This window comes from Roseovarius roseus, assembly GCF_043355935.2.
Lineage (GTDB): Bacteria > Pseudomonadota > Alphaproteobacteria > Rhodobacterales > Rhodobacteraceae > Roseovarius > Roseovarius roseus.
In genome coordinates this window covers 617,842-636,065 of the sequence record NZ_JBHFPE020000001.1, presented here as the reverse complement: position 1 = coordinate 636,065, position 18,224 = coordinate 617,842, and the positions used below count along the sequence as shown (strand labels likewise).

At 63.3% G+C, this 18,224-nt stretch carries 12 protein-coding genes; 10 read left to right on the top strand and 2 right to left on the bottom strand.

Translation table 11 applies throughout. The annotated features are described in order from the left end of the window. Window positions 1-45: 45 nt before the first annotated feature. The 4 genes from ACEWPL_RS03215 to ACEWPL_RS03200 are packed head-to-tail and all read left to right on the top strand — an operon-like array spanning window position 46 to window position 8,514. On the top strand, window positions 46-6,153 hold the full coding sequence (locus tag ACEWPL_RS03215; RefSeq protein WP_393930197.1) for an amino acid adenylation domain-containing protein: 6,108 nt from the start codon (window positions 46-48) through the stop codon (window positions 6,151-6,153). 55 nt (window positions 6,154-6,208) lie between these two features. Continuing rightward, window positions 6,209-6,892 carry a 4'-phosphopantetheinyl transferase family protein gene (locus ACEWPL_RS03210; protein ID WP_393930199.1) on the top strand — a complete coding sequence of 228 codons (684 nt, stop codon included), beginning with the start codon at window positions 6,209-6,211 and terminating at the stop codon, window positions 6,890-6,892. 3 nt (window positions 6,893-6,895) lie between these two features. Then, entirely contained in the window at window positions 6,896-7,723 is an 828-nt protein-coding gene (locus ACEWPL_RS03205) for a methyltransferase domain-containing protein (protein ID WP_393930201.1), read from the top strand. Window positions 7,724-7,737: 14 nt separating this feature from the next. Continuing rightward, window positions 7,738-8,514, top strand: a complete 777-nt coding sequence (locus ACEWPL_RS03200) for a hypothetical protein (RefSeq protein ID WP_393930203.1) — start codon at window positions 7,738-7,740, stop codon at window positions 8,512-8,514. A 262-nt stretch (window positions 8,515-8,776) separates the two neighbouring features. On the opposite strand, the gene pyrC is transcribed toward ACEWPL_RS03200, so the two are convergent. Beyond that, a complete protein-coding gene (pyrC, locus tag ACEWPL_RS03195) occupies window positions 8,777-9,826 on the bottom strand; it encodes a dihydroorotase (RefSeq protein ID WP_393930205.1) in 1,050 nt (349 codons plus the stop codon). A gap of 72 nt (window positions 9,827-9,898) precedes the next feature. Further along, on the bottom strand, window positions 9,899-10,903 hold the full coding sequence (locus ACEWPL_RS03190; protein WP_393930207.1) for a phosphoadenosine phosphosulfate reductase: 1,005 nt from the start codon (window positions 10,901-10,903) through the stop codon (window positions 9,899-9,901). A gap of 186 nt (window positions 10,904-11,089) precedes the next feature. Between ACEWPL_RS03190 and ACEWPL_RS03185 the strand changes: the two genes are divergently transcribed. From ACEWPL_RS03185 to ACEWPL_RS03160, 6 genes are all read left to right on the top strand, one after another. Further along, window positions 11,090-11,998 carry an AAA family ATPase gene (locus tag ACEWPL_RS03185; protein ID WP_393930209.1) on the top strand — a complete coding sequence of 303 codons (909 nt, stop codon included), beginning with the start codon at window positions 11,090-11,092 and terminating at the stop codon, window positions 11,996-11,998. A gap of 65 nt (window positions 11,999-12,063) precedes the next feature. Then, complete coding sequence (locus tag ACEWPL_RS03180) at window positions 12,064-13,338, top strand: vWA domain-containing protein (RefSeq protein WP_393930211.1); 1,275 nt, start codon at window positions 12,064-12,066, stop codon at window positions 13,336-13,338. Window positions 13,339-13,453: 115 nt separating this feature from the next. After that, a complete protein-coding gene (locus tag ACEWPL_RS03175) occupies window positions 13,454-15,622 on the top strand; it encodes an OmpA family protein (protein ID WP_420744324.1) in 2,169 nt (722 codons plus the stop codon). 70 nt (window positions 15,623-15,692) lie between these two features. After that, on the top strand, window positions 15,693-16,658 hold the full coding sequence (locus tag ACEWPL_RS03170) for an XdhC family protein (RefSeq protein WP_393934582.1): 966 nt from the start codon (window positions 15,693-15,695) through the stop codon (window positions 16,656-16,658). Further along, window positions 16,655-17,650 (top strand): molybdopterin-binding protein, encoded by a 996-nt coding sequence (locus ACEWPL_RS03165; protein ID WP_393934583.1) that lies wholly within the window; start codon window positions 16,655-16,657, stop codon window positions 17,648-17,650. The genes ACEWPL_RS03170 and ACEWPL_RS03165 overlap by 4 nt, the downstream gene beginning before the upstream one ends. A gap of 76 nt (window positions 17,651-17,726) precedes the next feature. Then, the gene (locus ACEWPL_RS03160; protein WP_393934584.1) at window positions 17,727-18,224 is read left to right on the top strand and encodes a (2Fe-2S)-binding protein; all 498 of its coding nucleotides are present in this window, start codon (window positions 17,727-17,729) and stop codon (window positions 18,222-18,224) included.

The window sequence follows — 18,224 nt, the reverse complement described above, 5'->3', positions numbered from 1 at the left end:
GCCGAGGGTCGACATATCTTTCTCGAGAGCGGGCCAGGACGCAGCATGTCTGTTCTGGCCGGACAGAACCCCGACCGCAAGAAAGCGCAGCCGGTGCTTGCATCGCTGCCCCATGCGCAGGCTGAGGATGCGGATTCGCACTGCGCCATGCTTGAAGCTTTCGGCGGGCTGTGGGCGAACGGCTATCCGGTGGACTGGACCCGGCTTGACGAGGATCGCATTCCCTCCCGGCGCGTCACGGGCATGCCCACATATCCCTTCCAGCGCAAGCGCTTCTGGGTCGAACCCTTCGACACGGCATCTCTGCCCACGCTCGAATCCCAACCGCAGGCAATGTGCGCGCAGGATGAGCCGGCCACAGCATCTGCCTTGCTCGAAGGTCCGCGCATCACCGCCGCCGCTGCGCTGCGCGACATGCTGTCGGACCTTTCCGGGATCGATCCGTCCGAGATGGCCGGCGAAGCGCGCTTTCTCGAGCTTGGTTTCGATTCGCTGCTGCTGACCCAGGCGACACGCGAATTGTCCGAGCGCTTTGGCGTCACGGTGACGCTGCGCCAGCTGATCGACACCCTGGCCACCATCGACGCACTGGCTGCTCATGTCGAGGAACATGGCAACATGGACGGGAAAGCCCCGTCGGACCGCACACCGCTGGCCGAGATGACGAGGATCGACGAACCCCCGGCCCGAAGCGACGCGGATAGGGAGGCGGCCCCATCCTCCGCCCCGATGACCCGCATCGCACGCGACGCCGACAAGATTACCCCAGCGCAGCGCGCCCATATCGACCAGCTGACCGCGCGCTATACCGCCAAGACCGCAAAATCGAAGGAGCTTACCGCCCACTACCGTCCGTTCCACGCCGATCCGCGCACAGCCTCGGGTTTTAATCAGTTGTGGAAGGACATCGTCTATCAGATCGTAACAGTGAAATCGAAGGGCTCGCGTCTGATTGATGTCGATGGCAACGAATATATAGATATCCTCAACGGCTTCGGCCCCGGTTTCTTGGGTCATTCGCCGGACCTGGTGGTGAAAGCGGTTGAGGAGCAGCTACATGCGGGTTTTGAAGTTGGCCCGCAGAGCCTTGCCGCAATGGAGGCGTCGCAGCTCTTCTGCGAGGTTACCGGCAACGATCGGGCAAGCTTCGTGTGCACCGGCTCCGAGGCTGTCTATGCAGCGATGCGCCTTGCCCGCACGGTGACCAGTCGCGACCGGATCGTAATGTTCGCGCGCGATTATCACGGCAACTTCGACGAAGTGCTCGTTCGCGGCATCGACAGCACGGATGGTCCGCGCACACTGCCGCTTGCCCCCGGCATTCCGCGCGATTCTGTGAAGAACGTCATCGTGCTGCCCTATGGCACGCCGCAGGCCCTGGATTACATCCGCAGGAACGCCGACAGTCTGGCTGCGGTCATCGTCGAGCCCGTGCAGAGCCGTCGCCCCGAACTCCGTCCGACGGAATTCATCCGGGAGGTGCGTTGCATTACCGAAAAGTCTGGTAGCCTTTTCATTTTCGACGAGGTCGTGACCGGTTTCCGCTTTGGCCCGCGCGGCGCGCAGGGTTTTTACGGGGTCAAGGCCGACCTTGTCACGTACGGTAAGGTCGTGGGCGGGGGGATGCCGATCGGCGTCGTCTCGGGGCAGGCGCGCTACATGGACACGTTCGACGGCGGCATCTGGAACTATGGCGATGACAGCTTTCCCGATGCGCCGGTCACGTTCTTTGCCGGCACCTTTGTGCGACACCCGCTGGCGATGGCCAGCCTCAAGGCGATGCTGACCTACTTCAAATCGCAGCCCGATTTTTTCTGGAAGACGGTCGCCGCCAAAGGTGATCGGGTGGCTGGAACGCTCGACAAATGGTTTGCCGACAATGATTTTCCGTTCCAGATGCCCAATTGCGGATCCTTGATGTATCTGCGCATCGGCGAGGATCAGAAGTTCGGTGCGCTTCTGGGCGCGCATCTGCGCGACCGGGGAGTGTTCATGCTAGAGGGCTTCCCCAGCTACATGACGGCGTCCCATGATGACGAGGACATGGACCACATCATCGCGGCCATGCAGGATTCTGCACTTGAATTGCGCAGCGCCGGGATGCTCACCGGCCGCGAGGCCGTGATGTACGACGGGCCGGTCATCGACCACGCGCCGCCTCGCCTGTCCTTGCCGGGGGGCGAGGCGGCGATCGCCGCCGCGATGCGCGCGCCATTGGGAATTCTCTCAGTTCCGACGACTGAGGCACAGCGCGAGATCTGGGCCGCGATGATCGTGACGCCGGAAGTGGTGCCTGCCTACAATGAAAGCGTCACGTTGAAACTTGTCGGGCCCATCGACCGGGCCGCGCTGATCAAAGCAGTCACGACTGGCTTGCACCGTCACGATGCGCTGCGATCCACTTTCTCGGCCGACGGGATGACGATGCACATTCACCCCGACCTTGACGTTGATGTACCGTTGGTGGACCTGACTGGAAAACAAAAGAAGAGTCAGGAAAATGCGCTCAAGACGCTGTTGGACGAGCATGTCGAGACACCCTTCAACATGGTATCGGGGCAATTCGTGCGCGCCCATCTGGTGGCATTTTCGCCCGACGACCACCATCTGATCATCACCGCCCACCACATCGTCTGTGACGGCTGGTCGATCGATGTCATCATGAGTGATATCAGCAAGCTCTACACCGCTCTGACCGAGAAATGCGCGGCGGACCTGCCGCCAGTACAAAGCATCATCGACTATGCCCGAGCCGAGGCTGACTGGGAGCGCTCTGACGCTTTCGAAGAGGATCGCGCATACTGGCTCGAGAAGTTCCAGGCGCCGGATCCTGCACTGGACTTACCTACAGACCGACCGCGCGCCGCGGCTCGCACCGTCGCAGCGCGGCGTCTTGATCGCGCTTTGGACAGCGATCTGACGGTCCGGCTGCGCAAAACTGCCTCAAGGCAGGGTGTCACGCTGGTCAATCTGTTACTGGCGGTTTTCAATCTCCACCTTGCCCGTGTGACCGGTGCCGATGCGGTGACGGTGGGCGTGCCCGCTGCAGGCCAGGCGAGTCGCGGCATGGCGGGAGTGGTGGGGCATTGCGTCAATCTGATGCCGCTACGCAGTCGCATAGACCGCGCGGCGCGCTTCTCCGACTATGTTGCGGACATTCGCTCGATTATGCTCGAGGGTAGCGAACATCAGCATTTCTCCTTCGGCATGATCGTACGCCAACTTTGCATTCACCGCGATCCCGCGCGGGTTCCGCTGACCCCGGTGATGTTCAACATCGACAACGGGATCGATCTTTCCAACATGCGCTTTGGCACGGCCGAGGCCGAGTTCATATCGAATCCGCGCGCCTTCGAGAACTTCGAGATTTTCCTGAACATGACCATTGGAAGGGAAATCATTCAGGCGGAGTGGACCTACAATACCCACCTTTTCGACGAAGCAACGATGATCCAGCACATGGCTGGTCTGACGAATCTGCTGGGCCGAATAGCAGGGGATCCCGACGCGACACTCGCCGAACTTCTGGCCCTGAGTACGGAAGAAGCGACAGCGCTCAAGGAGGCGGCGAGCGGGCCCGCGCACGATTATCCCGCCAAACCGCTGCACCAACTGGTCGCGGATCAGGCGGCGGTATCGCCGGGCAGTATCGCGGTCGAATGTGCAGGCAAAAGCACCACTTATGCCGAATTGGATGCGAGCGCGAACCGGATCGCAGCCACATTGATCGCGCGTGGCGTCAAGCCCGGCGATCGCGTGGGCGTAGCCCTGAACCGCGACGCGCGTCTGATTGAGGGATTGTTGGGCGTGTTAAAGACCGGTGCGGCCTACCTGCCGTTGGATCCTGCGTTCCCGGCAGACAGGCTTGGGTACATGATAAGGGATTGCGACGCGTCCTACGTCCTGGTCGATGCAACGACGAAAGAAGTTTTCACCGACATCGCATCGGGGGCGTCGCTTCTTGATCTTGACGAAGATTCTGGTCTGATCCTGGCACAGGATAAAGTCGCTCCGAACGTCGCGACGGATCCCGAAGCGCTTGCTTACGTCCTCTACACCTCCGGTTCGACAGGGATGCCCAAAGGCGTCGCAATTCAACATTGCGCTTTTGTAAACTTCATCAGCTCGATGGCGCGGGAGCCGGGGTTGAAACCAGGCGCGCGGATGCTTGCCCTGACCACGGTATCATTCGACATCGCGGGGCTGGAGCTTTGGGGGCCTTTGATCACTGGCGGCACCGTCGTCATGGCGCGTCGCGATGATGCGGCGGATGGCACACGGCTGAAGATACTCCTGGAAGCCGATATCTCGATCATGCAGGCCACACCCTCGACCTGGCGGATGCTCATCGACTCCGGATGGACCGGAACGCCTGCGCTGACCGCACTCGTCGGGGGCGAAGCCGTGCCCGCCGATCTCGTCGGTGAGCTGCTGACGCGTTGCGGATCTGTCTGGAACATGTATGGACCTACTGAAACGACGGTCTGGTCGACCTTAAAAAAGATCAGTGGCGCGCGGGTGACGATCGGCCGCCCCATCGCCAATACTGAAATCAGGATCCTCGATGCCGATATGAATCCCGTGCCGCCGGGTGTTCCGGGCGAACTTATGATTGGCGGCGACAGTCTGGCCCTTGGCTATTTCGGGCAGAAGTCACTAACGGCGGAGAAGTTCATCGCCCATCCCGCTCGGCCAAATGCACGGCTCTACCGGACCGGTGATCTTGCGCGTTGGGTTCGGATTGATGACGGGTACGAGATCGAATGTCTCGGCCGGACGGACAATCAGATCAAGCTACGCGGATACCGGATTGAACTGGGTGAAATCGAGGCGGCGCTGTCTGATCATCCTGACGTGAAGCAGGCCGCTGTGTTGTTGAAAGAGACGGGTCCCGGCGACACGCGCCTGATCGCTTATTTCGTCGCCGAGGCCGGATGCGCCCCATCGTCGAGGAGTTTGCGCGCGCATCTGGCAGCGCGGCTACCCGATTATATGGTTCCTTCGCGGTTCGAGACGGTAGCCACAGTTCCTCTGACCCCGAACGGCAAGATTGACCGAAAAACGCTCTCTATGCGTGAGCTCACTGTCGGCACCGATGCCCTGCCGAGCAGCGGTGGCACACAAGAGCGGCTTCTCGCAATTTTCCGCGAGGTTCTGGTTCAGAACGAGGTCGCCCCGGATGATGACTTCTTCGAAATGGGAGGGCATTCACTTTTGACGGTGAAGCTTTTTGCGGAAATTCGGCGCAGCTTTGGTGTCGACATGCCCATCGCGGCGCTGTTCGGGTCGCCAACTGCGCGCAGCCTCGCGGCTCGGATCGAGGATACGATGGACGAGGCCGATGCAGGTAGCTGTGCGTCTGCGGGCACGGTCAACGATGCTCCATGGGACATGACGGCGGTGATCAATTCGGGACCGGACGATGGAAACGAGGCAGCGCTGTTCATCATCGGGGGCGTAGGCGGCAACGTGAACAATCTCTACGAATTGGGCAAGATGATCGGTGAAACGCGCCAGGTGATCGGCTTCCAGACCCGCGGGGTTCACGGCCACTCTGTCCATGCCACGATTGAGGCAATGGCCGCTGACAATATCCACTATCTACGCCAGCATCAGCCACTAGGACCCTACCATCTCGCGGGATATTCCGGCGGTGCTTTCACCGCGCTGGAAATGGCGCGGCAACTTGAGGCCATGGGCGAGACTGTCGCGCATTTCTTGATCCTTGACGCCCCGGCACCGGGCTTTGCTGTTGATTTCGATCCGGATGTCCAAGTCAGCATAGATATGCGGCTGCGCTACGAATGGACCAAGCTGTGCGAAAGGGGGGTCGGTCATTTTCTCAAGCGAGCGTCGAGCAAGTTCAGGAAGGTGACGGAACGCGGACCGCTCATGCCTGTCCTTCGTCACATTAACCCATCGACTTACCGCTACTGCATTATGGAGAAAGACTGGAGGACTGCGGCAAGTGGCTACAGGGGAGGGCCTTTCGGCGGTAACGTTACGTTGCTGAAATCGCGCCCGGAACGACTCATTGACATCATCGCTGATGAGCGAGACCCCAGCTATGGCTGGGCGGACATCTGCACGGCCGACGGACAGCCTGAAGTCATCTTGGTGCGGGGGGGGCACCTTGCGATGCTGAAGGGTTAAAATGCACGTCATCTGGCCAATCTCATAGAGGAAAGTCTAGTGCGTGGCGTGCAAAATGCTCCCTGATCCGACGCCGGGCTACGTCAATGGCGTGCCAGATGGCGTCGTCGTTTCTGTCTGCCAACTCGACGACGACCGCGATATGCCACTGGATGAGGGCCGCGCCCTTCTGTCGCCGGCCGAGTCCGCGCGTGCCGAGCGTTTCCATTTCGAACGCGACCGACACCGCCAAATCCGCGGCCGCGCTTTTCTGCGCCGGGAGGTGGGCCGCACGCTTGGGGCAGACCCTCGCACGCTGATCCTGACAGACGGACCGGACGGCAAGCCGCGCGTGAAGGGCCCGGCACTGGAATTCAACCTTTCGCACAGCGGCGACCTCGCCGTTCTGGCCATTTCGGAACGGGGGCCCGTAGGCATCGACGTCGAACTTATCGACCGGCGCGTCGACGTGGCAAGCTTGGCGCGCAGCGTCTTTGCCGGAGCGGAGACCGATACACTTTTGGCACTGTCCGAAAACCTGTGCCTTTTGCGCTTTCTCGCCTTTTGGACGGCGAAGGAGGCCCGGATGAAGTTGACCGGCGAAGGTATGGGGCTTCAACCTCTGCATATCGCTCTTGAGCTTAATGACGGCTGGCCAGTTGGATACCTGAGGCCTGCCACACCTGCCGCACGTGCCGCCTTTGTCGATCTAGGTGATCCGCGGGCAATCTGCTGTCTCGCCCTAATGGACAAGGAGTAGTGTATGATACCTTCGCGTTCCCGTGTTAAGATCTGGCTCGGCACCGCGCTGGATCTCGTCTTTCCGGCCCTCGGGCGCGACATCAGCAGTGGGGTGAGTCCCGAACGGTATATTCGTCTGAAGCGCTGTATCATCCATTCCAGAACCGTCCGGGCTCGGCAGAGGGGCGATACGGACGCGCTGCAAAAGGTACTTTCGGATGGCTGGCGCATCAACAATGCCGAAAGCTTCTACGACAAGTTCACTGACCGCTTTGACCACTGGTTCCTAGGGCCGCATTACGAGACTATCGACGAACTTCGGACGCTGGCACAAAAGACGCAATTCAACAGGCTGATTGAGATCGGCTGCGGTGACGGACGGGTTCTGGAACATTGCGCTGTGGTGCTGCCAGATATCACGCAGGCCATCGGCATTGACATCAATCCAATGATTATAGAGCGCAACCGTCAGGTCTTTTCAGACAACCCCCATCTATCCTTCACCTCTGCGGATGCTTCGGATTGGCTGGACGCGAATATGCAGGATGGGACCATCGTCATGACATATGGTGGGGTGATGGAGTATTTTTCGTCCGCAGCACTTTCATCCATGTTCAAGGCGATCGCAATACATGACCGCGTGGCGGTAGCGCTGGTCGAACCCGTCGATCCAGACCATGACCTCGCCAATGACCTCAAATCGCATACTTTCGGTTCGGAAAACTCGCTCTCCCACAACCACGCGGCGCTTCTCAGCGAAACGGGCTTTCGGATCGTCTTTTCCAAAGCGCTGAGTATGGGCGGCGTATCGTGGATGATGATATTAGCCGAAAAACGCAGCCCACCATAATAAGGGCCATTCCCATGCTTGCTTATTTTCGTCGTTATGAGATCTGGGTTTTCCTGGTCCTGATGTTCGTTGCGAATGCGGTCTTCGTCTCGGCGATCGCCCACGGAAGCCTGTCCAAAGGGTTCTACAACTATGGCCGTTTCGCCCTTCTGGGGGCTGTATTTTTCGGTGTGATCTTCTGCTCGCGAGGGATGGAGGGAGTGCGCGACGCGCTTCGCCCGATGCTCGAATGGCGCCGCTCGCCACCTTGGTACCTGTTCGCTTTGGGCTGGAGCTCTCTGATATGTATAGGATTTCTTTCCTTAAAGAGCATGTTGACCGGAGGCGACGCGATTGAGGTCAACTTTTCGGTTGTCAGTCGACCCTCGGTGCTTGCCACCGTTCTGGTCGGCTCGTTCATAGGGGAAATCGTCTGGATCAGCTATGCAGTTCGCCGATTGTCTCACATCTTCACTACTTACATTTCGGCGATGATTGTTGGGCTGGCTTGGACGGCTTGGTGGGCGCCTATGGTTTTTTACAACGTCGGCATTGTCCCCGACTTGCCCCTGGCCGCACTGCTCATCAATCAGACCGGCGTCGCAGCAATGTGCGCCTTCATCTATATGCGTTCCAAAAGCGGCGTCCTGGTCCTGTGTATGCAGGTTATGTTCAACTTGGCGATCCTGGTCTTTCCAGTCACGCCGACGGCCGGGGGGACAGCGACCTACTGGGCCTTCGCCTGCACCTATTTCATATCGGCGCTTCTGCTGTTTCGCCTTTTCGGACCCCGCCCACTGTTGCGCAAGTGATGCATGAGCGGCCGAGAGCCGACCTTCATGCCAAAAGCGCCTGACTTCTGCTTCCAGAGGGCAGGTCTCAAGATCCCTAATGCCGTCGCTTTGCTTGGTTGGCCGCCTTCTAACCGCTACTACAATATGTAATCTTATTCATCATGCTCTTGAGTAGATGGTGTCGCACAATGGTTTATCACTGCGAATAAGATCACGGCCGAAAGAAGCGCTCTCTCAATGCCTTGAGATTTATTCAATTTCGCCTTCGGCGAGGGTATTTTCAGCAAGAAGAACGTGTGGAGACGTGCCAGTTCGGTGTAAAGCCCGGATCGAAGACGGTGACGGGGCCGTCCTCGGTCTCGATCTGGGCGGGCAGGTCGGGCGCGCCGCGGCGGAGTGTCAGCGTGCCCTCGTTCGGCGGCAACCCGTAGAAGGCGGGCCCGTTCAGCGAGGTGAAGGCTTCGAGCCGGTCCAGCGCGCCCTCTTCCTCGAAGACATGCGCAAGGATGGGTAGCGTGTTGGGTGCGGTAAAGCAGCCGGCGCAGCCGCAGGGCTGAAGCTTGGCCGGGTCGGTATGGGGGGCGCTGTCGGTCCCAAGGAAAAAGCGCGCATCGCCCGAGGTGGCGGCGGCGCGGAGGGCCAGGCGATGCTCTTCGCGCTTGGCGACGGGCAGGCAATAGTAATGCGGGCGGATGCCGCCCGCGAGGATATGGTTGCGGTTGATCACGAGGTGATGGGTGGTGATGGTCGCGCCAAGGTTGCTGTTCTCGGATCTGACGTAATCGACCCCCTGGGACGTGGTGATGTGCTCCATCACCACCCTCAGGCCCGGGACGCGGCGGCGCAGCGGGTCTAGCACCCGGTCGATGAAAACCGCCTCGCGGTCGAAGATGTCAACCGCCGGGTCCGTCACCTCGCCATGCACGCAAAGCGGCAGGCCGATCTCGGCCATGCGTTCCAGCACACCCTGCACCCGGTCGAAATCGGCAACGCCGCTGGCAGAGTTGGTGGTGGCGCCTGCGGGGTATAGCTTGACTGCCGTAATCAGTCCTGACGCATGGGCCGAGGCCACGTCATCTGCTTCCGTCTCCTCCGTCAGGTAGAGCGTCATCAGGGGCTGAAAGGACGCGCCTTCTGGCAGGGCCGCGAGAATGCGCGCGCGATAGGCTTCGGCATCGACGCGGGTGACCACGGGCGGCACCAGATTGGGCATGATGATGGCGCGGGCGAAATGCGCGGCTGTCCACGGCAGGACCGCCTGCAGCATCGCGCCATCGCGCAGGTGCAGGTGCCAGTCATCGGGAACGCGCAGGGTCAGCTGATCTGTCATGCCGCGCTCAATACACCGCTGCCGCCAAGCGCACCAGACCCGGGCGGGCAAAAGATGCCGCCTCGCGCTGACCTAGGGGTTTTGGGCTCTGTCTGGAGTGAAAACGTCTGCATCCTCATCCGGCGGCGGAGGCAGGCGGATGCCATCCTCTTCGGCGGTCTTTGTCGCCGCCTCCAGCGCCCGGCGGAAGGGCCGCGCGTTGCGCTGCGCCAGCACCTTGCGCGCAAGCAGCACGATCAGGTAGTGCCGTGCATCCCGCTTGAGGCGCTGCAGCAGATTGAACTGATAGCCGCCATCGCGCCGACGCGCGCGGAACATGTGGGCAAGCGCCGCAGGGTCCAGCTTGTCCGCGCTGACCTGCGCGAGAATACGAAAAAGGATCTGCAGGCGCATCAGCCCGGCTTCCAGCTCGGGACCCATGAAGCGCATGCGAAAGAGCGTGACATTCTTGCGCGTGAAAAGCGAGGCGTGCATCGCGTCCAGGTCATCCTCGGGGTCGTAGAGGACAAAGGCCTGCGCGGCTGCATCCAGCATGTCGGGCGCATAGCCGTAGCGATCGGTAAAGGAGGTGCGGCGCATGTGGCGATAGCGGTCATCCCACTCGGCCACACGAGGGTCCAGTGTTGCCTGCGGGGCGAGGACCACCACCTTGGCGCCGGGGGCGGCCACCGAGAACGCAGCGGCGGCATAGCCGCAAGGGCCGGCGCCATAGAAGATGACCTGATCGAAATCCTCGAAGAAGCCGTCATCGATCAGCCGGTCGAAATACCCATAGACCGCCTTGTCGCGGAACCAGGTGTCGCCCTCTGACACCAGGCACAGATGCGACCATCCCAGCGCCTTTACCATGTCCCAGCCCAAGGGCTGTGCGTCGCGCGACAGCGCCTCGATGCCCTGATGCGTCTCAAAGGTGACCAGCAGCGTCGGCTTGTCCTCGATGAAAATCGCGCTGTGGCGCTCACCCAGGCGCTCGACATAGCCGTCCTCCGAGGCGATGTCGGCGACCTTCTCCAGCCACGCCTCGCGCCCGCCAAGATCGGCGAGGGGCGTATCCAAACTGTCGGGCGCGTCTTGCATCGATATCGTCCTCGCTTCTGTCGGCGGTTGCCAAAGGGCAGGTATCAGCATTCTGTCTATGCCTCAATTCAGGCAAAATTTGGAAAAATCCGTGTGGTTTGCTGGACAGCACGCCGGGGGCGCGACAGGATGCCGGAAAGGGCCGCGCGGGTGGCCCGCAAGACCGGAACATGAAGGCGGGGCAGGATGGGACAGGTGACCAAGATCGAGGACGTGCAGACCATGCTCGCCGCCGAGGGCTATGTCTGCGGGCGTGCGCTTGCCACAGCGCTTTTCCTGGCGTTGCGGTTGGGCCGTCCCCTGTTTCTGGAGGGAGAGCCGGGCACCGGCAAGACCGAGATCGCCAAGGCCATCGCGGCGGCGCTTGGTCGCCGCCTGATCCGCCTGCAATGCTACGAGGGGTTGGATGCGTCGAGCGCCGTGGCCGAGTGGAATTTCGCCGCTCAGATGATCGCCCTGCGCGCCGCCGAGGCGGGGGGCACCGCGGATAGCGGCGCGCTCAAGGATCACCTCTTCACCGATGAGTTCCTGATCGAGCGTCCGCTTCTGCAGGCCATGCGTCCCCAGCCCGGCGGCGCCCCCGTTTTGCTGATCGACGAGATGGACCGCACCGACGCGCCTTTCGAGGCCTTTTTGCTGGAGGCGCTCAGCGACTACCAGGTCACTATCCCCGAGCTGGGCACGATCAAGGCCGAGGTGCCGCCCATCGTCATCCTCACCTCGAACCGGACGCGGGAGGTGCATGACGCGCTCAAGCGACGCTGCCTCTATGCATGGGTCGACTACCCCGATTTCGAGCGCGAGGCGCAGATCCTCGCCGCCCGCGCCCCCGAGCTGCCTGCCGAGCTCAGCCGCGAGGTGGTCGCTTTTGTCCAAGCGCTGCGCACCGAGGATCTCTTCAAGAAACCGGGCGTTGCCGAGACCATCGACTGGGCCAAGTGCCTGCTTGCGCTTGATGCCGTTGCGCTCAGCCCGCAGGTCATCGCCGATACGCTGGGCGCTCTGCTGAAATACCAGGACGATATCGCCAAGCTGAATTCGAGCGAGGCCACGCGCATTCTCGATCAGGCCCGCGCCGCGATCGCGCCCGCATGAGGCTGCTCTTTCATTATTCCGCAAACACTCCGGGGGTCCGGGGGTAGAACCCCCGGCGCTGCGCCATGCCAGAATATCCCCACCTCGACATCCCGGAAAACCCGCGCCTTGCCCAGAATATCGTGCATTTCGCCCGCGCGCTGCGCCGTGCCGGGATGCCCGTGGGCACTGGGCGTATCGTCGATGCCGTGCGCGCGGTGGCCGCAGCGGGCTTTACCTCGCGCACTGATTTTTACTGGACGCTCCACGCCGCCTGCGTGACCAGGCCTGAGCATCGCGCCGTCTTTGCCCAGATCTTCCGCCTCTATTGGCGCGATCCGCGCTTTCTCGAGCATATGATGGCCACGCTCTTGCCGGCCATGCGCGGCCTCAATGAGGACCGCACGGCACAGGCGGCCGAGAAACGCGCTGCCGAGGCGCTGCTGGACGGGGCGGAGGCGCCCGAGCGCGAGATGCCCGAGCCTGAAGGCGAGGAGGCGGTGCTGGAGATCGATTCAAGTGCCACGCATTCGGCGCGCGAGCGGCTCCGCAGCCTCGATTTCGAACAGATGGGCGCCGATGAAATCGCCGCAGCCAAGCGTATGCTGGCGCAACTGACCCTGCCGGTGCCGCCGCTGCCCTCGCGCCGGATGGGTGCGGATGCGCGGGGCCGCGTGCTGGACGCGCGCGCGACCTTGCGGCTGGCCATGCGCCGGGGCGGCGAGATCACCCAGATCGTCCGCCGCGCCCCGCGCGCCAAGCCGCCCGATCTGGTGGTTCTATGCGATATCTCAGGCTCGATGAGCCAATATAGCCGCATGGTGCTGCATTTCGTGCATGCCGTCGCCAATACCCGCGCCGGCAGTCAGGCGGCGGCCAGAGGCGGTTGGGGGCAGGTCCATGCCTTTACCTTCGGCACGCGGCTTTCCAACGTGACCCGGCACCTGGCCACGCGGGATGTCGATGCCGCCCTCGCCGCTGCGGGCCGCGAGGTGCAGGATTGGGAGGGTGGCACGCGGATCGGCGATTGCCTGACCGCCTTCAACCGCGACTGGGGGCGCCGGGTGCTGGGGCAGGGCGCGCTGGTCCTTCTGATCACCGACGGGCTGGACCGGGGCGCGCCGGACGCGCTGGCCGCGCAGGTGCAGCGTTTGCGGCTGATGGCGCGGCGGCTGGTCTGGCTCAACCCGCTGCTGCGCTGGGACGGGTTCGCGCCCAAGGCGCAGGGTATCGCCGCGATGCTGCCGCATGTCGACGCGCTGCTGCCCTGCCACTCGGTCGCCACGCTCGAGGATCTGGCCGCGGCCCTCGCCACGCCGAATTCGGCGGGCGACAAGACTCGCCTGATGCGCCTGCGCTGACAAGGCCGCTGCTCATGTGGGGAACGATCGGGGATATGCGCGCGTTGTAGGTGCAAATTCCCGCCCGGCGCGCCGCGCCGTGCCCGATTGCACCCTAGCCCACAGGAGTATTCACATGATTCGCCATTGGCTGACTTCGACAACCGCCCTAGCCCTCGTCCTGAACGCTGCCGCACCGCTGCCCGGCGCCGCCTATGACAAGGCGCAGCCCCAAGCTGCTGCCAGCAAGTCGGCCGTCGACATGCGGCTGGCCGAGAACGAGAATAATTCCGCCGCTCAAGACCTGATGTCGGATGTTCTCGGCGAAGACCCGGCTACGGGATCGACCGAACAGGAGTCAGGTGCTGCGGCCGCCCAAGCTGCTGCCGAAGTCGCCGCTGCCGATGAGGCCGCACAAGCAGCAGCCGTGGACGCCGCTGCAGAAGAGGCCGCGCGCGTAGAGGAAGAAGCCCAAGCCGCAGCAGAAGCCGCAGCAGAGGCAGAAGCAGCGCAGCAGGCCGAAGCCGAAGCGCAAGCGGCCGAGCAAGCGGAAGCCGAGGCTGAAGCAGCCGCGACGGCCGCAGCAGAGGCAGAAGCAGCGCAGCAGGCCGAAGCCCAAGCGCAAGCGGCCGAGCAAGCGGAAGCCGAGGCTGAAGCAGCCGCGACGGCCGAAGCAGAGACAGAAGCAGCGCAGCAGGCCGAAGCCGAAGCAGGGGCGGCTGAGCAGGCGAAGGCTGACGCTGCCGCTACGGCAGAAGCAGAAGCAGCCCAGCAAGCCGAAGCGGAAGCCGAGGCGGCCCAGCAGGCGGAAACAGAGGAAGAACCAGCCGCAACGGCCGAAGCAGAGGCAGAAGCAGCCCAGCAAACCGAAGTAGAAGCGGAAGCGGCTCAGCAGGCCGAAGCAGAAGCGCAGGCTGCCGAGCAAACTGAGACCGAGGCAGAAGCTGCCGCGACAGCCGAAGGAGAGCCTGAAGCACAGCAGGCCGCCGAGGCAGAGGCCGAAGTTGACGCACAATCCGAAGCCGAGGCTCCGGTCGACGCTGAGAGCGAGGCCGCGGAGGCCGTCGAGGAGGCGGCGCCGGCTCAATCGGGTGAGAATGCTACACCTGAGATCGTCGGCGAGGCCCCACGCACGGAATCTACTGAAAATTCCGCGCCTGATGTCCTTCCTGAGGTCAGCGCCGAAGATCAGGCCAGCGCGGCCGAGCTTGCCGATGAAAGCGCAGCTACTGCTGCCGCTGCATCGGATGAAGGCGAAGTGGTCGAGACTCAAGACGTGACCGTGACCGAAGAGGATGCGCGCGCCTCTAACGAGGAATTCACCACCTCCGCCAGCGGCCAGAATGCTGCTGCGGCGCAGACTGTTGCACCCAATACTGCGGATGATGACAATGATTTGCTGCAGAACCTGGGCATCGCCGCCGCAGCGGGACTTGGCGCCTATGCGATCGGCCGGATGCTGGATGGCGGCGGGCAGGTTGTCTCGAATACCGGCGACCGTGTCGTGGTGCAGGAGCCTTCGGGCGGCTACCGCATCATCAAGGATGACGATACGCTTCTGCGCCGTCCCGGCAGCGATGTGCAGACCCAGACCTATTCTGACGGGTCGACCCGCAGCGCTGTGACCGCCGCCGATGGCAGCCAGACCGTGACCATCCGCGCCGCCGATGGCAGGGTTCTGCGCCGCACACGGATTCTGCCCGACGGGCGCAGTGTCGTGCTGTTTGACGATACCCAGAGCTTTGCCCGCGTCGATGTGAACGAGCTGGAGCGCGCGCAGGCCAACCGCGCAAGTGATTACGACTACAGCACATCTGACGTGGATCAGCTGCGCGCTGCGCTTGATTCGGCCAACGGCACGCTGCCCGACCGGACTTATTCGCTGAACCAGATCCGCCGCATCGACGCGGTGCGCCACCTGGTGCCGGTGATCGCGCTGGATGCGATCAACTTCAAGACCGGCTCGGCCGTGATTGGATCGGAAGAAGCGCAGGATCTTGCAGATCTGGGACGCGCGATGGCCGCCGCGATTGAGGAGGATCCCGGACAGGTCTTCCTGATCGAGGGGCATACCGACACCGTGGGCGACGCAAGCTACAACCTCGCCCTGTCGGACCGCCGCGCCGAATCGGTCGCCCTGGCGCTGACCGAGTATTTCGACGTACCGCCGTCGAACATGATCGTGCAGGGTTATGGTGAGCAGGATCTGCGTATCCGCCAGCAGGGCGATGTTCGCGCCAACCGCCGCGGCGCCGTGCGCAACATCACGCCGCTGCTGGGCGGAGACCGCCAGGCGCAACAGTAACCACCCGCCACGCGAGTTCCGATTGAGTGTTTCGGCCCTCCGCCCCATATTGGGGGCGGAGGGTTTTCTCATGGATGATCTGGATGATATTCCGCGCATCGCGCTGGACTGGCACCGGGATGGGCGCGGGGCAGCGCTGGCCACCGTGGTGCAGACTTGGGGCAGCGCGCCGCGCCGCATCGGCGCGATGCTGGCGATCTCCGGCGCGGGGGACATGGCGGGCTCGGTCTCGGGTGGCTGCGTAGAGGGCGCGGTGGTCGCCGAGGCGATTGAGGCGCTGTCCGAGGGGGCTGCCCGTATGCTGGAATATGGCGTCGCGGATGGCGATGCTTTTGCGGTGGGCCTTGCCTGCGGCGGCACGATCCGCGTTCTGGTGCAGCCCATCGGCACAGCGCTGCCCGAGGCGGTTCTTGCCGAATTGGTGGAGGCTCGCGAGGCGCGCCGCGCCGCCGCGCTGGTCAGCCCGCCGGATGGCCCGCCCCGCGTCGAGACCAAGGGGCATGAGAACCGTTTTCGCATGGATAGGTCGGGCTTTGCCGAGGATGGCGAAACCTTCGTTGCCATTCACAATCCTCCCTTGCGCCTGATCGTCGTGGGCGCCGTCCATATCGCGCAGGCGCTGGTGCCGATGGCGCGTCAGGTGGGCTATGATCCCACCGTGATCGACCCGCGCGCGGCCTTCGCCAGTGCCGCACGTTTTCCGGGTGTGACCCTGATGGACGAATGGCCTGATGATGGCGTGCGCGCGCTTGGGCTGGACGGGCGCACGGCGCTGGTGCTGCTGACGCATGACCCCAAGCTGGACGATCCGGCCCTGACCGAGGCGCTGCGCAGCGACGTGTTCTATATCGGCGCGCTGGGATCCAGTCGGACCCATGCAGCGCGGCTGGACCGGATGCGGGATGCCGGGTTCTCCGATACCGATTTGGCGCGCATTCATGGGCCTGTCGGCCTCGATATCGCCGCGGCAGGCCCGGCCGAGATCGCGCTGAGCATCCTTGCCCAGATGACCCAGGTGCTGAGGCGCGGCGCGTGAAATTCGGGCCCGTTCCGCTGGAGGCGGCGATTGGCGCCATCCTCGCCCACTCCGAGGCCGTGCCGGGCGGACGCCTGCGCAAGGGGCTGCTGCTGGAGTCGGAGCATCTGGATCAACTGCGCGCGGCGGGACTGGAGACGGTCACCGTCGCGCGTCTGGCGCCTGAGGATCTGCACGAGGATACCGCCGCGCAGCATCTGGCCGAAGCGCTGGCCAAAGGGGCCGAAGGCATCCGGCTGAGCGCACCGGGCACGGGGCGCGTCAACCTGATTGCCGACGGGCCGGGCGTTGTCCGGCTGAACGCCGAGGCAATCCATGAGGCCAATAGCGTCGATCCGATGATCACCATCGCCACTGTCCCGGACATGGCCCAGATGGGCCGAGGCGGCATGATCGCCACGGTCAAGATCATCTCCTACGCCGTGCCGGGCGCCGATCTGGGGCGCGCCTGTGACATATCGCGCGGTGCCGTGCGCCTTGCCGCACCGCAGCACCGGACCGCGACCCTGATCGTGACCGAGACATCAGCAGGGGCGGGCGACAAGGGCAGGGACGCTATTGCCGCGCGTGTCGAGGCGCTGGACATGACGCTTTGCGACGTGGTGCACGTGCCCCATGACGCCGCGCCGCTCACCGCTGCCGTGGCACAGGCCGAGGGCGACATCGTCCTGATCCTGACGGCCTCGGCCACGTCCGATGCGCATGATACGGGGCCCGAAGCGCTGCGCGCCGCGGGGGGCGAAGTGACGCGCTTTGGCATGCCGGTCGATCCCGGCAACCTGCTCTTTCTGGGCCATCTGGGCGCGCGGCCCGTCATCGGCCTGCCCGGCTGCGCGCGTGCGCCCAGCCTCAATGGCGCGGATTGGGTGCTGTCGCGCATCGCCTGCGGTATCCCTGTCACCTCGGGCGACATCGCCGCGATGGGGGTGGGCGGGCTGCTCAAGGAGATACCCAGCCGCCCGATGCCGCGCCGCGGCAAGAAATCGGTGTAAAAACAGTCTTCTCAACCGGGTATCTCCGTGCTTAACTCCGGGGCAATAACAAAGATAGCTCATAGGGAGGGCGCCCATGTCACAGGTCACGATGACCGTGAATGGCAAGACCGCGAGCGGCACCATCGAGGGCCGCACGCTGCTTGTCGATTTCCTGCGCGAAACGCTGGGACTGACCGGCACGCATGTCGGCTGCGATACCAGCCAGTGCGGCGCCTGCGTCGTGCATGTCGATGGCAAGGCGGTCAAGGCCTGCACCATGTTCGCCGCCGAGGCGGAGGGCGCCGAGGTTGACACGATCGAGGGGCAGGCGGCGCCCGATGGCACGCTCAACACGATCCAGCAGGCCTTTCAGGACTATCACGGATTGCAATGCGGCTTTTGCACGCCCGGCATGGTGATGAGCGCGGCAGCCCTGCTGAAGGACAACCCCAAGCCGACCGAGGCCGAGGTGCGCAGCTATCTCAGTGGCAATATCTGCCGCTGCACCGGTTATCATAACATCGTCAAGGCGATCCTCGCCGCAAGCGGCCAGGACGTGAGCCAGATCGCCGGCGGCATCGCCGCCGAGTGA

Excerpts from the sequence above, each read along its gene's own strand:
- ACEWPL_RS03190 (WP_393930207.1), bottom strand. The coding sequence starts at position 10,903 with ATGCAAGACGCGCCCGACAGTTTGGATACGCCCCTCGCCGATCTTGGC.
- ACEWPL_RS03205 (WP_393930201.1), top strand. The coding sequence starts at position 6,896 with ATGATACCTTCGCGTTCCCGTGTTAAGATCTGGCTCGGCACCGCGCTG.
- ACEWPL_RS03185 (WP_393930209.1), top strand. The coding sequence starts at position 11,090 with ATGGGACAGGTGACCAAGATCGAGGACGTGCAGACCATGCTCGCCGCC.
- ACEWPL_RS03160 (WP_393934584.1), top strand. The coding sequence starts at position 17,727 with ATGTCACAGGTCACGATGACCGTGAATGGCAAGACCGCGAGCGGCACC.
- ACEWPL_RS03215 (WP_393930197.1), top strand. The coding sequence starts at position 46 with ATGTCTGTTCTGGCCGGACAGAACCCCGACCGCAAGAAAGCGCAGCCG.
- ACEWPL_RS03180 (WP_393930211.1), top strand. The coding sequence starts at position 12,064 with ATGCCAGAATATCCCCACCTCGACATCCCGGAAAACCCGCGCCTTGCC.
- ACEWPL_RS03200 (WP_393930203.1), top strand. The coding sequence starts at position 7,738 with ATGCTTGCTTATTTTCGTCGTTATGAGATCTGGGTTTTCCTGGTCCTG.
- ACEWPL_RS03210 (WP_393930199.1), top strand. The coding sequence starts at position 6,209 with ATGCTCCCTGATCCGACGCCGGGCTACGTCAATGGCGTGCCAGATGGC.
- ACEWPL_RS03175 (WP_420744324.1), top strand. The coding sequence starts at position 13,454 with ATGATTCGCCATTGGCTGACTTCGACAACCGCCCTAGCCCTCGTCCTG.
- pyrC (WP_393930205.1), bottom strand. The coding sequence starts at position 9,826 with ATGACAGATCAGCTGACCCTGCGCGTTCCCGATGACTGGCACCTGCAC.
- ACEWPL_RS03170 (WP_393934582.1), top strand. The coding sequence starts at position 15,693 with ATGGATGATCTGGATGATATTCCGCGCATCGCGCTGGACTGGCACCGG.